Consider the following 14,030-nt stretch of genomic DNA (forward strand, 5'->3'; position numbering starts at 1 on the left):
TGATGTAAAGAGGGTGCTGATGACCACCGATACTGTCGGCGGGGTGTGGAGCTATACGGTCGAGCTGGTAAGTGAGCTTGACAGAAGAGGGATAGAGACCTGTCTTGTGACCATGGGCCCTTTTCCTTCTCCAGAGCAGAGAAAGGAGATCCGGGGGCTCCCAAATGTGGAGCTTTTTGAGAGCGGATATAAGCTGGAGTGGATGGATAATCCCTGGAGGGAGGTTAATGAGGGGGGGGAGTGGCTTCAGGAGCTTGAGAGCCTGACCAGTCCCGATATCGTTCATCTTAACGGCTATGCCCTCGGGGCTCTTCCGTTCAAGGCGCCTGTAGTTGTTGTCGGGCACTCCTGTGTTTTTTCCTGGTTTGAGCATGTAAAAAAGAATTCACCTCCGCATGAATGGGAGATTTACCGTCGCAAGGTTGCCGAGGGTCTCAGGGGTGCGGACTTTGTGGTTGTCCCAACTCTTTCCATGTTAAGTTTTCTTCGCAGGCATTATGGTTTGCAGGTTTCCTATGGAGTGATTCACAACGGACGTTCTGCCGCCTTGTTCAAACCTCTGACAAAGGAGAAGATGATTTTCTCCGCAGGGAGAGTATGGGATGAGGGAAAGAACATCTCGATGGTAATTTCATCTGCTTCCTCTCTTGACTGGCCGGTTGTAGTGGCAGGGGATGAGGGGGGCAGGGGAGATATACAGGGGGATAATGTTACTTTGCTGGGCAGGATTTCATCGGAATCTGTAGCGAATTGGATGGGCAGGGCATCGATTTACCTTCTTCCTGCAATATATGAGCCCTTCGGGCTTTCAGCTCTGGAGGCGGGGCTATGCGGATGTGCGCTTGTGCTGGGTGATATAGAGAGTCTAAGGGAGGTTTGGGGGGATGCGGCGCTGTATGTTTCTCCGGGAGACAGGGATGAGATAGCGGATACGGTGAAAAAATTGACAGAAGACCAGACTTTACTTGTTTCATACTCCCAGAGAGCGCTAAGCCGTGCCCGGATATTTACTTCCGCTAAGATGGCCGATGCCTATGTTGAGATTTACAGGGGGCTGAAGTATAAGAAGGAGACAGGGTTGTGTAACTGTTCGATTTTGAAGCAGGGAGTGAAGTGATGAGGGTAGTTTTCTTTATCCATTCACTGATCTCCGACTGGAACCATGGAAATGCCCATTTCCTTAGGGGGGTATTGACTGAACTGGCAATCCGAGGGCATGAGGTAAAGGTTTTTGAGCCTGAGGATTCCTGGAGTGTGAGGAGTCTTCTTGAGGAGGAGGGTGAGAAACTCGAGGGAATTGTTTCAGAGTTCAGGCTTTTTTACCCCGGTCTGGAGAGTATCCGTTACAGTGCCGCACTTCTTGACCTTGACAAAGCGCTCGATGGGGCGGATCTGGTGATAGTGCATGAGTGGAATGATAAAGAGATCATAGGCAGGATAGGCGATCATCGCAAACTCAACACCGGATATCGTCTGCTTTTCCATGATACACATCATCGGAGTGTAACCGCGCCTGAGACGATGGGCAGTTTTGATCTTTCGGGCTACGACGGAGTACTTGCATTTGGGGAAATTGTCAGAAGTATATATGTGAGGAACTGCTGGGCACAGAGAGCCTGGGTGTGGCATGAGGCTGCGGATGTGCGGGTGTTCAGGCCTATTCCAGACTTGGATGGGGAGGGGGATATTGTATGGATCGGTAACTGGGGTGATGAGGAGCGCAGCGAGGAGCTTGACAGATATCTTTTCAGTCCTGTAAATGATCTGGGTTTAAAGTGCAGGATTTATGGTGTTCGCTATCCTGAGAAGGCTTTAAGTGTTCTCAGGGAGAAGGGGATTGAGTACGGAGGTTGGACTCCCAATTATCTTGTGCCAAGGATATTTTCCGGCTTTCGCATGACTGTGCATATTCCCCGCAGGCCATACGTGCGGGCGCTTCCCGGCATTCCCACAATAAGGGTATTTGAGGCGCTTTCCTGTTGTATTCCGCTGATTTGTTCTCCGTGGGAGGATTGTGAAGGTTTGTTCAGGGCTGGAAAGGATTATCTGCTGGCAAGGGATAGCAACGATATGAAAGAGAAGATGAAGTTATTGATAAATGACAGGGATGCCGCGATGGAGATCGCTTTAACGGGGCTGGAGACGGTTTTAAAGAGGCACACCTGTGTTCACAGGGTTGATGAGCTGCTGAGGATCTGTGGGGAACTGGGAATTAACAAAGAAGCGGTGGCAAAAGGAGAGAAAAATGGCTGTAAAAGGGCTTGATATCGCTTTTTTCGGATCGAGTCTTCTGTCGGCTTACTGGAACGGGGCTGCTACCTACTACAGGGGAATTATAAAGGAGTTAAATGCCCTGGGACACAGGGTGACTTTTTACGAGCCTGACATTTACGATCGCCAGGAAAACCGCGATATCTCAGTTCCATCATGGGCCCGCAGTGTGGTTTACGTTGCGGATGAGCTGGGGCTGGAGGAGGTTCTGGAGATGGCCTCCAAGGCGGATGTGGTTGTCAAGACCAGTGGTATAGGCCGTTTCGATGGTTTTCTTGAGGAGGCGGTGCTGAGGTTTCAGAGCAGGGGAACGGTGGTAATATTCTGGGATGTTGATGCTCCCTGTACATTGGATAGAGTGCTTCACGATCGCGGGGATCCTTTCCGGAGGCTGATCCCCCGGTATGACACGATCTTTACCTATGGCGGAGGGGAACCGGTGGTTTCTGCATACAGATCGCTTGGAGCCAGGGATTGTGTGCCAATTTACAATGCCCTGGATCCTGAAACTCATTTTCCTGTTCCGGGCGAGGAGAGATTCAGGGGAACACTTGGATTCCTTGGCAACCGTCTTCCGGACCGTGAGGAGAGGGTGAAGGAGTTTTTTTTCCGCTCTGCAGCGATGCTTCCTGAGAGGCTTTTTCTTCTGGGGGGCAGCGGATGGGAGAGTGATGTTCCCGATTATACAAATATCAGGCGGCTGGGTCATGTATTTACACATGAACACAACGTGTTTAACTGTTCCAATCTGGCTGTTCTCAATATCAATCGTCAGAGCATGGCCTCATACGGCTACTCGCCTCCGACCCGGATTTTCGAGGCTGCGGGTGCAGGGGCTTGCATAATCACCGATGCCTGGGAGGGGATCGAGCAGTTTCTCAAACCCGGAAGTGAGTGCCTGGTTGCAAGAAACGGCGGTGAGGTAGCTGAGTATGTGAGAGAGTTAAACAGCTCTGATACGGCGGTTATGGGGGAGGCTGCACGGAGGCGGGTACTTGCAGAGCACACCTATTCCAGCCGGGCAAGGGATGTTGAACAGGTGTTGGGAACACTGGTGAACCGGGAGGGGGTAAAACTGTGATTCTGCCTTCATCATGCGATATAGTGATTCTCGGTTTGACAATTACATCCTCCTGGGGCAACGGACACGCCACAACCTACAGGGCACTTGTCAAGGAACTCTCAGCAAGGGGGCACAGTGTTCTGTTTCTGGAGAGGGACATGCCCTGGTATGCAATGCATCGGGATTTGTGTGAGCCGCCCTACGGACGAACCGAGCTTTACTCATCGATGATGGAGCTGAAGGATCGTTATACAAGCGCTATTCAGAGTGCAGAGGTAGTGATTGTGGGGTCGTTTGTTCCTGAAGGAGTGGCGGTTGGGGAGTGGGTAACGCATACTGCAAACGGTATTGCCGCTTTTTATGATATTGATACTCCGGTAACCCTGGGGAAGCTCCTGAGACGTCAGTATGAGTATCTTACCCCCAATCTTATTCCAAGGTACGATCTTTATCTCTCTTTTGCGGGAGGCCCGATTCTCGAGATTCTGGAGCATGTTTACGGTTCTCCTCTGGCCAGACCGCTTTATTGTTCGGTAGATCCGGACAGTTACTATCCGGAGGAGAGAAAGAGGGTGTTTGATCTGGGATATATGGGCACCTACAGCGAGGACCGTCAGGAGGCTCTGGAGAGACTGATGCTGATGCCTGCCAGAGAATTGACAGAGGGAAAATTTATAGTGGCTGGTCCCAAGTACCCCGATGTTGCATCATGGCCTCCCAATGTTGTTCACAGGGAGCATGTATCACCCTCGATGCATCGTGAATTCTACTGTTCCCAGCGTTTCACGCTGAACATTACCAGGGCTGATATGGTTCAGTCCGGGTATGCCCCGAGTGTGCGTCTTTTTGAGGCGGCCGCCTGCGGTACTCCCATAATAAGTGACTACTGGGAGGGTTTAAGTGAATTCTTTACTTTTGGAGATGAGATTCTTCTGGGGAGTACTCCTGAGGATACCTTGAAATATCTCTCCGGGATCTCCGAGGAGGAGCGCAGGAGTATCGGGGAGAGGGCCAGGAAGCGTGTGCTTTCCGCCCACACTTCAGCACACCGGGCGCAGGAGCTTGAGTATTACATCGCCGAGGCGATGAAAAAGAGAGAGAGTTTTTCGAAACCGAAACTTTGCAGGAGAGCGTAGGGATGGTTGAGGCGGTAAAGATCTGGAACGAGCCCAACAATCTTTCTCACTGGGATTTTACGATTGATACTGACTGGAGAGAGTTTGCCGGGATGGCATCACTGGGTGCCATGGCAGTAAAGCAGGTCTGTCCATCATTGAGTGTTGTTCTGGGGGGGATATCCCCGATAGATCCCCGGTTCCTTTCGCTTTTGTCGGGTTATGGTACTCTGCAGTATTTCGATGCTGTGGCAGTGCACGGGTTTCCTCTTGACTGGAATCACTGGCAGATTGACGAGTGGCCATCGAAGATAGAGGAGATAGAGGATATCTGCAGTCTTCCGGTCTGGGTTACCGAAGCCGGCGCATCGTCTTTTGGTGCCGAGGAGGTGCAGGTATTTGGATTGCGAAGGACAACTGAGCTTCTTCTGGGGAGGGTTCCCAGGGTTTTCTGGTACAGTCTTCTCGATCTGCCTCCGACCTGGGAGGCTACAACCAGGCACAAGGAGAGTGAGGGAAGCGCCTATTACCGTCATTTTTACATGGGGCTTATCAGGGCTGATGGTACGCCGAAGGAGGCAATTAATCATTTCAGTGCCGGGATGGGTATCTGTCAATGGTTCCATTTCAATGATCACAGGCTCCCCTTTGCGGTTGAGTGGCTCAGGAGTCTGGGGGTGAAGAAGTTAAGGACCGGGATAAGCTGGGCTGACTGGCACCGGCCCGATGCACTGAAGTGGTTTGATTATCAGATGGAGATGCTGCATGAGTTTGATGTCACTGTGACACTCTGTTTCACCCCTCCATCGAGGGGAAAGGTAGAAAGTATCACCAGTCCGCCGCTGGTATCTGAGGAGTTTGCTCAATTTGCCTCTGAAGTGGCATCAAGGTATGTGCTTTACAAGGGATGGAGACCTCCGGTTGAAAAATGTCAATCGGAAAGGGTGTGATTCTTTGAAAACTACCTTTTATCTGGTCCGGCACGGGGACATAGATCTTGCGGAGAGAATCCCGGGCAGGACTCCCGGACTGCATCTGAGCAGCAACGGGAAAAAGCAGGCGCAAAGGGTTGCAGAGATGCTTGGGGGGATAAAACTCGACGCGATCTACTCCAGTCCTCTTGACAGGACGGTAGAGACTGCAACTCCGTTATCAAGGGTTACCGGGCTTGAGATCATAAAAAATGATGCGCTGCTAGAGATCGATTTCGGGGATTGGACAGGCAGGAGATTTGAGGATCTTGAGAGTGTTTTCGGGTGGAAGCAGTTTCATTTTTACCGTAACGGCTGCATAATTCCCGGAGGGGAACTGATGATACATGTTCAGTCCCGCATGGTTTCTGAGATAATGCGATTGAGAAGTATGTATCAGGGGAGGGCTGTGGCGGTGTTCAGTCATAATGATCCTTTAAAGTCGGTACTGGCATATTTCATGGGGGTTTCACTGGATCTTTTTCTCAGGATTACTGTATCTACCGGTTCAGTAAGTGTTCTTGATCTTTGCGAGTGGGGCGGTATTGTCCGTTGTGTAAACATCACCTCCGATATTCCATCTCTGGACTGAGGAAAGATATGCGAATAGTGATTTTCGGTCTTTCGGTGAGTTCATCCTGGGGCAACGGTCATGCTACAATCTGGCGTGGACTTATCCGTGGATTGACTGAGAGCGGGCATACTGTGGCTTTCTTTGAGAAGGATGTCCCTTACTATGCGTTCTGCCGTGATTTTTCCGGGATAAAAGGCATGGAGCTTGTGCTTTACAAAGAGTGGGCAGAAGCGGAGAGCAGGGCCAGGGATAAAATACGGGAGGCAGATGTCGCGATAGTCACCTCTTACTGTCCTGATGCACTTTTGGCTTCCGCGCTTTTCAAGGGTGCGGATTGTTTGAAGGTTTTTTACGATCTTGATTCTCCAGTTACTTTAAAGTCTATAGAGATGGGGGTAACTCCGGAATACATAGGTGAGAAAGGGCTTAAGGGTTATGATCTGGTTTTGAGTTACACAGGTGGAATCGCTCTGGAGAAGCTGGTGATGGTTCTTGGAGCCAGGCACGCGCTTCCGCTTTACGGAAGCTTTGATCCCCGTACCCATTATTCGGTAAATTCAAAAGATGATTTCCGGTCTGATCTCTCCTATCTTGGAACCTATGCATCCGATCGCCAGTCAAAGCTTGAGGAGCTGTTCATAGAGCCCGCGCGTCAACTACCCAAGTCAAAGTTTGTTCTGGGAGGGGCACAGTATCCGGAGAATTTTCCCTGGGTAGAGAATATCATCTTTATGCAGCATATCTCTCCTCCCGATCATCCGGTCTTCTATTCATCCAGCCGTTTTACACTTAATATTACCCGGGGGCCGATGGCAGAGATGGGTTTTTGTCCATCAGGGAGGCTCTTTGAGGCTGCGGGGTGCAGGGTACCTGTGATAAGTGACTGGTGGCCTGGGCTGGAGACGTTTTTTGAGCCTGGGAAAGAGATTGTTGTTGTCAGGTCATCGGCGGAGGTAATGGAGGCATTGAAAATGGGTGAGGAGCAGAGGAAGGAGATTGCGGAGGCTGCGTACAGGAGAGCAATGAGTGAGCATACGGCAGAGAAAAGAGCAGGCGAGATGATTGATATACTGGAGAGTTTCTGATGAGCGGGACATGGGGGATAATTCCTGCTGCAGGGTGTGGGACGCGTATTCAGCCTCTGGCTTTCTCAAAAGAGCTTCTTCCGGTCGGCAGTTCAACCACATCGGGAGTTGAGCGTCCCAGGGCTATCTGTGAATACCTTGTGGAGCGCATGATCGAGGCAGGGGTGGAGAGGATAAATCTGATTATCTCACCTGGAAAGTGGGATATACTGAGGTACTTTGGAAGAGGCATGGGAGGAGTCCATTTCTGCTACACTGTCCAGCAGCAGCCATCCGGACTCTGTGATGCAATTTTCTGTGCATTGCCTTTTATCGGCAGAAGTGAACGGGTAATTGTGGGTCTTCCGGACACGGTTTGGTTTCCTGTAAATGGTTTGAAGCTTCTGCCTGAAGACAGACTGGCTTTTCTTCTTTTCCCTGTTTCCAGGCCGGAGTTCTACGATGCTGTGGATACTGAGCCTGATGGACGGGTGAAAAAGATTTATGTCAAGACAGCAGGGTTGAGAGACTTATGGATCTGGGGTGCATTCAGTATGCCCGGTGAGGTATTTCATCAGCTTTACGACCTGTGGATCTCCCGTTCTCCGCGGGATGAATATTTCGGTACACTTGTAAATGCTTACATAGAAAGTGGTGGTGAGGCAGTGGGGGTCAGGGAAGGGGAGTCTTATGTGGATGTTGGTACTTTAAATGGATACCGGGAAGCCATGAGATTGCTTTCCGGGAATGCACATTTGGTGGTGTAAAACCGGATAGGCGGGGAAATGAGTTCCGCTGTTGATTTTCTGTCGAGTCTAAGTGAGAAAGGCTCCGGGGTTCCAAGAATCCTGCTTTTCGTCGCTCATCCCGATGATGAGGTGATAGGGGCGGGTGGAATACTGAGATACATGAGGGGGGCGCATATTTTTCATGTAACAGATGGGTCACCGCGTAGCTGTACTGATGCTTTCGGTGCAGGATGTGCATCGAGGGAGGCTTATGCCAGGGTGAGGCGGGAGGAGTTGTTACTGGCATTGAAGTATGCAGGGTTTGGCCCTCATGATTGCAGCAGGATAGGAATGATCGATCAGGAGGTTTCATATAACATGGCGGGGCTCTCCTGGAGAGTTGCGGATATACTGGAGGAGTGGAGGCCGGAAGTTGTGTTGACACATGCTTTCGAGGGTGGACATCCTGACCATGATGCCACTGCGTTTTCCGTGAAATCGGCCTGCTCTCTACTGGAGAAAAAGGGGGTAGTTGCACCCCGGATAATCGAGTTTGCAAGTTATCATGGAAATGGTGGATGTGAAATTGTTGCAGGGGATTTTATCCCGTTTCCCGGGCACAATGTCTGGAGAGTAAAGCTCAGTGAGGTGGAGAGTGATCTTAAAAGGGGGATGATGGAGTGTTTCCGTTCTCAGAGGCGTACTCTGGCTGCTTTTCAGGTAGGAGAGGAGCGTTTCCGTTTCGCGCCTGACTACGATTTCAGGAAAGCTCCTCATGAGGGGGTGCTCTATTATGAGTTTTTTGACTGGGGGATGAGCTGTCGGAAATGGCTCGAGCTTGCACAGGAGGCATCAAGCCTGTTTGCTAAATAGTAATGAAATACAGTATTCTGAATGTGGCATATCCTTTCTCTGCATTAAGCAGCTCTGTAGCGGGGGGAGCCGAGCAGGTTCTTCTTGCGCTCGATTCCGCTATTGTCAATAATGGGCACAGATCATTTGTGCTTGCCTCTAAGGGGTCACAGGTAAGAGGGAAGCTTGTGGAGGGGATCTCTCATGATGGAATAATTGACAGAAAAAAGTGCGTAGAGGAGTACAGGAAGTACAGGGAAATACTGGAGAAGACAATTGTATCGGAAAACATAGATCTGGTACATTTTCATGGACTCGACTTTATAGAGTACCTTCCTTCAACCGGTATACCTATGCTGGTGACTCTTCATCTGCCGCTTGACTGGTATAAAAAGGGTTCATTTGATGGGAGGGAGGGGCTTTATTTCAACTGTGTCTCGCAGAGCCAGCAAAAAAGCGCCTTTTTCAGCAGGGGGCTTCTGGAATCTGTGGAAAATGGTATTCCGGTGCAGGATTTTCCACCCAGGCGCAGGCGCGGGAAGTTTGCTGTAGTTCTGGGAAGGATCTGTCCGGAGAAGGGTTATCATATTGCTATAGATGCTGCCAGAAAGGCCAATGTGCCTCTTCTGCTTGCGGGAACGGTTTTCCCTTATGCGGAGCACAGGGATTATTTTCGTACCGAAATAGAGCCAAGGCTTGATGGTTTCCGGTACAGGTACATCGGCAGTGTGGGTCCTGAGGAGAAAAAGAGATTACTTGGTGTCGCAGGATGTCTGCTTGTGCCATCGCTTGTAAACGAAACAAGTTCTCTTGTGGCAATGGAGGCACTTTCTCTGGGGGCTCCTGTGATCGCTTTCAGAAACGGTGCCCTGACGGATATTGTCCAGGATGGAGTAAATGGGTTTCTGGTGGATAGTGAGGAGGAGATGGCGGAGGCGATAAGGAGGGCTGATAAGATAGATCCTGTAAAGTGTTATGAAATTGCAAAGAAGAAATACAATGTTGAACGAATGATCAGCCGCTATTTTGACATTTACAAAATGCTGATCGGAAGCGGCAGGAACAGTCTTTACGGGCATTCTGTTGATGACAACAATCAGTTAAGGGATTGCGCATGAGCAGAATTGTAGAGATAGGTGAAGACAAACTGGAAGGTTTTAGAGGGGAGTGGACAGAGTTATTTGCGGCATGCAAGGATTCCACTCCCTTTCAGCATCCTGAATGGATAATCCCCTGGTGGAGGAATTTCGGGGGAAGCACTTTTAAGATGGCTGCCTTTTACGATAGTGGTGTCCTGGCCGGGCTGGCTCCGGTTTTTATTTACAGGGCAGAAAACGGGATACGCAGGGCGTGTTTCACAGGAACCGGAATAAGTGATTATCTCAATATCATGGCTTCCTGCGGTAATGAGAAGCGATTTGCGATGATATTCTCTGAGTACCTGGCTGAAATTTCGGATCAGTGGGATGAGTGTGATCTGCAGGATATCCCGGAGGGCAGTGCGCTTCTGTTGCTTGATTTTTCCAGGGAGTTCCTTGTGGATAAGGGGAAATGGAACGTGTGTCCGTATCTGGAGCTGCCTGTGAGTCCCGGGATGTTTGAGTACTGTTTCCCAAAGAAGCTCCGGAAGAATATCCGTGCAGTTTCCAGGGAACTTTCCAGATCCGGCGGGTTTCGTATCGAGATTGCGGAAAAGGGTCAATTGAACCTTTTCCTTTCTGAACTGTTCAGGCTTCACGAAGCGAGATGGGCAAGCAAACACCAGCATGGGGTACTTGATGGTGAGATGCTGAAGAGATTCTATATCGAATCTGCGCCGGGGCTTCTGGAGAGTGGTCTGCTGCGGCTTTACCTGTTAAGATTCAGGGATAAGGCGATTGCAGGATATTATGTGCTTTCCACAGGAGATCGGGCTTATGCATATCTGGGAGGATTTGATCCATCTTTCAGTGATTTCAGCCCTGGAGCACTTGCGCTTTTTCATGTTATAAAAGATTCACTCGGCAGAGGAGCAAAGATATTTGATTTCATGCGCGGAGGGGAAGCGTACAAATACTACTGGGGACCAAAGGAGAAGCATAATTACAGAATCGTAATCAGAAAAAGGAAAGTATAGATTATCCAGTGTCCTTATCGGGGTCGGAATCGGTATCGGCATCGTCTTAACAATCTTAATCATCTTTAATCAGGATAATCAGGTTAATCAGTGGTGACTTTCTTATTGATTCGTCATGGCCATTGTCCTCATGTCGGCAATTATCTTGCCGGAAGGTCCCCTGGAATTCGTCTTGACGATGAGGGAATACGGGAGGTGAGATCACTTGCGGGCAGGATAAGAAGGATTCATCTGGATGAGATAGTTTCAAGTCCTCTGGAGAGGTCTGTGGAAACAGCATCTGTTATTGCTGAGGGGAGGGGGCTGGAGATAAAAATCAGCGATGCGGTAAATGAGGTTGACTGTGGTGAGTGGACAGGGAAGAGTTTCAGGGAACTTGAGAAAGATCCTGTGTGGATATCTTTTAACAGATACAGGAGTGTCACAAGGATACCCGGAGGGGAGATGATTGTCGAGGTTTTATCCCGGATGAGCCGGTTTATGGAGGAGAAGCGCAGGGAGGGGAAGGAGGTTGTGGCCATAGTCAGTCATGGTGACCCTATCCGTGCTGTTATTACTCACTACCTGGGGCTGCCTGTGGATTTCAAAACCCGTTTCGAGATCCATACCTCTTCGGTCAGTGTAATTACTCTGGATGATTACGGCGCGAGTTTAAAGTGTCTCAACCACACAGGTACATTGAATGAAAAAGGGCTGGTATGATTGTTTACCGCAATTACCGGCAACCTGTTCCTGTAAAGGAGTGTAGCTCAAGGATCAGGAAAATTATTGGAAGGATCAGGGGTCAGCTTTATCCTGACTATCAGGATGTCATCTCTTTACTGATAGAGTGCGGCGAACTTGAGACAGGTATAACCGATTTCCTGTTTCCGGACAGGGACAGTATCTTTTCAGCCAGAACCGAAATGCTGCGGAAACTCTCGTTAATAGCGGGCCGGGTGGTGTGCAGGTTGTGGGAGAGACAGAAATTAGATCGAGGTGAAATAGACAAAGCAGAAGAGATGCTTTCTGAGATCGAATCATGGGAAATAAGGAGTATTCTGCTGAGTGTTCCTGAGGGATTTGCTTATTACAGCTTGTATCCTGAGGCTTATATTGAGGCTGCTTGCCGGTTCAGGGGTAGAATCTCGACTGAATCGGTTCTGGTAATAGGTTTACGTAGCATAGGCACATCGCTCTCTTCTCTGGTGAGTGCCCAGTTGGAGCTGATGGGATGCAGTGTAAAATCATTCACTCTCCGTCCAAGGGGACATCCCTTTTCGAGGAGCGCTCAGATTGACAAAGAAACAGAGGAGTATATCTCCGGCTGTAAGAACAGTTTTATAGCTGTTGTGGATGAGGGGCCGGGGCTCAGCGGGTCATCACTGGGCGGAACTCTTGAAATGCTCAGGGGAATTGGTTTAACAGAGGAGAGAACAGTAATTTTTCCGAGCTGGATTCCTGACAGTAACCGGTTTATAAACAGAAATGCACGTGAGCTGTGGCCCAGATACAGGAAATTTGTAGGAAGTTTTGATCAGTTATGGGTGGAGAGTGGCAGGCTTCAGAGCAGTTTTGGCATGAAGATAGAAAGAGATCTCTCTGCCGGAATGTGGAGGTATCTGCACTATTCATCAGAAAAGGATTACCCCGGAGTTCATCATCATCATGAAAGGAGAAAATATCTCCTTCGTGGGGATAATACTTACTTTCTGGCTAAATTTGCGGGGCTGGGGAGATACGGGATTGATCTGGCGGAAAGGGCAGAAAAGTTTACCGGGAATGGGTTTTGTCCTGCTGTGGAAAAGATCTCCGATGGGTTTGTGGTGATGGAGTATCTGGATGGCAGGCCGGTACGTCCGGATGATGTAAATGACAAGTTTCTTGAAAGAGCTGCATCATACTGTGCATTTATAAGAAATCATTTTCCATCATCGCTGACAGTCACTCTTGACGAGATGCAGGAGATGATTCTTGAAAATGTGAGGGAAGGAATCGGGGTGGAGTGGTGTAAACGTGTTGAGAGTGCCTGCGATGCAGCGGTTGAGTATTACGGGATGGAACCGGTGGAGATTGACGGCAGGATGATGCCTCATGAGTGGATATTGACAGATAAAGGAATTTTCAAGACCGACCATCTGGAACATCATAGCGACCAGTTTTTCCATGGCAGCCAGAATATTGCCTGGGATATTGCAGGTTTCTGTGAGGAGTTTGGGTTGTCGAGGCAGCAAAGGGATGTCTTTACAGAGATGTATATGGGGAAAACAGGTGATACATTATTGCGAAAAAGACTTCCATTCTTTACTGTAGCATATCTGGCGTTCCATCTGGGGTATGTATCTCTGGCAGTGGATTCTCTCAGAGGCAGTGATGATTGCGGCAGGTTTGAGAAGTTGAAAAACAGGTATAAGGAACGGTTACAGGAGATGCTTCTGAACTATTAACCTGGAGAGTGTGTTTATGGGCAGATTGACAGAGCAGATAGAGGAGCTCAGTCCCTGGTTTCACAATCTGCACCTGCCGGATGGGAGCATGACTGCACCGGATCATCCGCTGGGGGATTTTCCATCCTATAAATGGAAGGAGATCTCACCGTTTCTTCCGGATATAAGCGGGTGGAAAGTACTTGACATAGGATGCAATGCCGGGTTTTACAGCTTTGAGCTGGCGAAGATGGGTGCAATTGTGAGGGGAATTGATATAGACCAGCACTATCTTGACCAGGCATCGTGGGCGGCATCCCAGTATGGACTTCAGAACATAATTGAATTTAAAAACATGCAGGTATATGACCTGGCTGGTACGGATGAGAAATATGATCTGGTGTGGTACATGGGTGTTTTTTACCATCTGCGCTATCCGTTTCTCTCCCTTGATATCGTCTCGAGGATAACATCGAAGATGATGGTATTTCAGACACTGACTCTTCCGGGAACAGAGACTTATCTTGAGAGGAAGAATATCGAGCTTTTCGAAAGAGAGGTGATGAATCAGGAGGGGTGGCCGAGGATGGCGTTTATTGAACACAGTCTTGCTGATGATCCGACCAACTGGTGGGCTCCTAATCACTGTGCGGTGATGGCGATGTTGCGTGCGACAGGTTTCAGGGTGATCGAGCGTCCATCGCATGAAGTATACATCTGCGAAAAGGAAGAAACTGAGATGGACAGTGAAGACATGAGGGAGAAGGAGTATCTGGCGGCTACCGGTCTGGGGAGGATTGGAAGCTTTAAAAAAGAGGAGAGAAAATAATAACTTCTGTGAAGGATAAAAAAGCCCTGAAAGACAAATAAG

Annotated in this window: 14 protein-coding genes; all 14 read left to right on the top strand. The window is 49.3% G+C overall.

What is annotated here, in order from left to right; translation table 11 throughout:
* The first annotated feature begins 19 nt into the window (after positions 1–19).
* The 14 genes from GX089_10390 (at position 20) to GX089_10455 (ending at position 13,988) form a co-directional block, all read left to right on the top strand.
* Complete coding sequence (locus tag GX089_10390; GenBank protein ID NLP02893.1) at positions 20–1,117, top strand: glycosyltransferase family 4 protein; 1,098 nt, start codon at positions 20–22, stop codon at positions 1,115–1,117.
* Positions 1,117–2,265: a glycosyltransferase gene (locus tag GX089_10395; GenBank protein ID NLP02894.1), complete on the top strand. Its 1,149-nt coding sequence runs from the start codon at positions 1,117–1,119 to the stop codon at positions 2,263–2,265. Before GX089_10390 ends, GX089_10395 begins: the two co-directional genes overlap by 1 nt.
* On the top strand, positions 2,246–3,352 hold the full coding sequence (locus tag GX089_10400; protein NLP02895.1) for a glycosyltransferase: 1,107 nt from the start codon (positions 2,246–2,248) through the stop codon (positions 3,350–3,352). The genes GX089_10395 and GX089_10400 overlap by 20 nt, the downstream gene beginning before the upstream one ends.
* Positions 3,352–4,470 carry a glycosyltransferase gene (locus tag GX089_10405; protein ID NLP02896.1) on the top strand — a complete coding sequence of 373 codons (1,119 nt, stop codon included), beginning with the start codon at positions 3,352–3,354 and terminating at the stop codon, positions 4,468–4,470. Before GX089_10400 ends, GX089_10405 begins: the two co-directional genes overlap by 1 nt.
* A 2-nt stretch (positions 4,471–4,472) precedes the next feature.
* Positions 4,473–5,399, top strand: coding sequence for a beta-xylosidase (locus GX089_10410; GenBank protein ID NLP02897.1), 927 nt, complete (start codon positions 4,473–4,475; stop codon positions 5,397–5,399).
* A gap of 4 nt (positions 5,400–5,403) precedes the next feature.
* Entirely contained in the window at positions 5,404–6,012 is a 609-nt protein-coding gene (locus tag GX089_10415) for a histidine phosphatase family protein (protein ID NLP02898.1), read from the top strand.
* A gap of 8 nt (positions 6,013–6,020) precedes the next feature.
* Positions 6,021–7,079 carry a glycosyltransferase gene (locus GX089_10420; GenBank protein NLP02899.1) on the top strand — a complete coding sequence of 353 codons (1,059 nt, stop codon included), beginning with the start codon at positions 6,021–6,023 and terminating at the stop codon, positions 7,077–7,079.
* Entirely contained in the window at positions 7,079–7,825 is a 747-nt protein-coding gene (locus GX089_10425) for a nucleotidyltransferase family protein (protein NLP02900.1), read from the top strand. Before GX089_10420 ends, GX089_10425 begins: the two co-directional genes overlap by 1 nt.
* Before the next feature lie 18 nt (positions 7,826–7,843).
* Positions 7,844–8,659 (top strand): PIG-L family deacetylase, encoded by an 816-nt coding sequence (locus GX089_10430; protein NLP02901.1) that lies wholly within the window; start codon positions 7,844–7,846, stop codon positions 8,657–8,659.
* A 2-nt stretch (positions 8,660–8,661) separates the two neighbouring features.
* Entirely contained in the window at positions 8,662–9,756 is a 1,095-nt protein-coding gene (locus tag GX089_10435; GenBank protein ID NLP02902.1) for a glycosyltransferase family 4 protein, read from the top strand.
* Entirely contained in the window at positions 9,753–10,754 is a 1,002-nt protein-coding gene (locus tag GX089_10440; GenBank protein ID NLP02903.1) for a GNAT family N-acetyltransferase, read from the top strand. Before GX089_10435 ends, GX089_10440 begins: the two co-directional genes overlap by 4 nt.
* A gap of 90 nt (positions 10,755–10,844) precedes the next feature.
* On the top strand, positions 10,845–11,456 hold the full coding sequence (locus GX089_10445; protein ID NLP02904.1) for a phosphoglycerate mutase: 612 nt from the start codon (positions 10,845–10,847) through the stop codon (positions 11,454–11,456).
* Positions 11,453–13,180, top strand: a complete 1,728-nt coding sequence (locus GX089_10450) for a hypothetical protein (GenBank protein ID NLP02905.1) — start codon at positions 11,453–11,455, stop codon at positions 13,178–13,180. The genes GX089_10445 and GX089_10450 overlap by 4 nt, the downstream gene beginning before the upstream one ends.
* 16 nt (positions 13,181–13,196) lie before the next feature.
* The gene (locus tag GX089_10455) at positions 13,197–13,988 is read left to right on the top strand and encodes a TIGR04290 family methyltransferase (GenBank protein ID NLP02906.1); all 792 of its coding nucleotides are present in this window, start codon (positions 13,197–13,199) and stop codon (positions 13,986–13,988) included.
* Positions 13,989–14,030: the final 42 nt, after the last annotated feature.

Source organism: Fibrobacter sp. (genome assembly GCA_012523595.1).
In the GTDB taxonomy this organism is placed as follows: Bacteria; Fibrobacterota; Chitinivibrionia; order Chitinivibrionales; family Chitinispirillaceae; genus JAAYIG01.

What these genes read in the sequence shown, in the direction of transcription:
- GX089_10390 (NLP02893.1), top strand. Translation starts at nt 20, where the DNA reads ATGACCACCGATACTGTCGGCGGGGTGTGGAGCTATACGGTCGAGCTG.
- GX089_10395 (NLP02894.1), top strand. Translation starts at nt 1,117, where the DNA reads ATGAGGGTAGTTTTCTTTATCCATTCACTGATCTCCGACTGGAACCAT.
- GX089_10400 (NLP02895.1), top strand. Translation starts at nt 2,246, where the DNA reads ATGGCTGTAAAAGGGCTTGATATCGCTTTTTTCGGATCGAGTCTTCTG.
- GX089_10410 (NLP02897.1), top strand. Translation starts at nt 4,473, where the DNA reads ATGGTTGAGGCGGTAAAGATCTGGAACGAGCCCAACAATCTTTCTCAC.
- GX089_10420 (NLP02899.1), top strand. Translation starts at nt 6,021, where the DNA reads ATGCGAATAGTGATTTTCGGTCTTTCGGTGAGTTCATCCTGGGGCAAC.
- GX089_10425 (NLP02900.1), top strand. Translation starts at nt 7,079, where the DNA reads ATGAGCGGGACATGGGGGATAATTCCTGCTGCAGGGTGTGGGACGCGT.
- GX089_10430 (NLP02901.1), top strand. Translation starts at nt 7,844, where the DNA reads ATGAGTTCCGCTGTTGATTTTCTGTCGAGTCTAAGTGAGAAAGGCTCC.
- GX089_10435 (NLP02902.1), top strand. Translation starts at nt 8,662, where the DNA reads ATGAAATACAGTATTCTGAATGTGGCATATCCTTTCTCTGCATTAAGC.
- GX089_10440 (NLP02903.1), top strand. Translation starts at nt 9,753, where the DNA reads ATGAGCAGAATTGTAGAGATAGGTGAAGACAAACTGGAAGGTTTTAGA.
- GX089_10450 (NLP02905.1), top strand. Translation starts at nt 11,453, where the DNA reads ATGATTGTTTACCGCAATTACCGGCAACCTGTTCCTGTAAAGGAGTGT.
- GX089_10455 (NLP02906.1), top strand. Translation starts at nt 13,197, where the DNA reads ATGGGCAGATTGACAGAGCAGATAGAGGAGCTCAGTCCCTGGTTTCAC.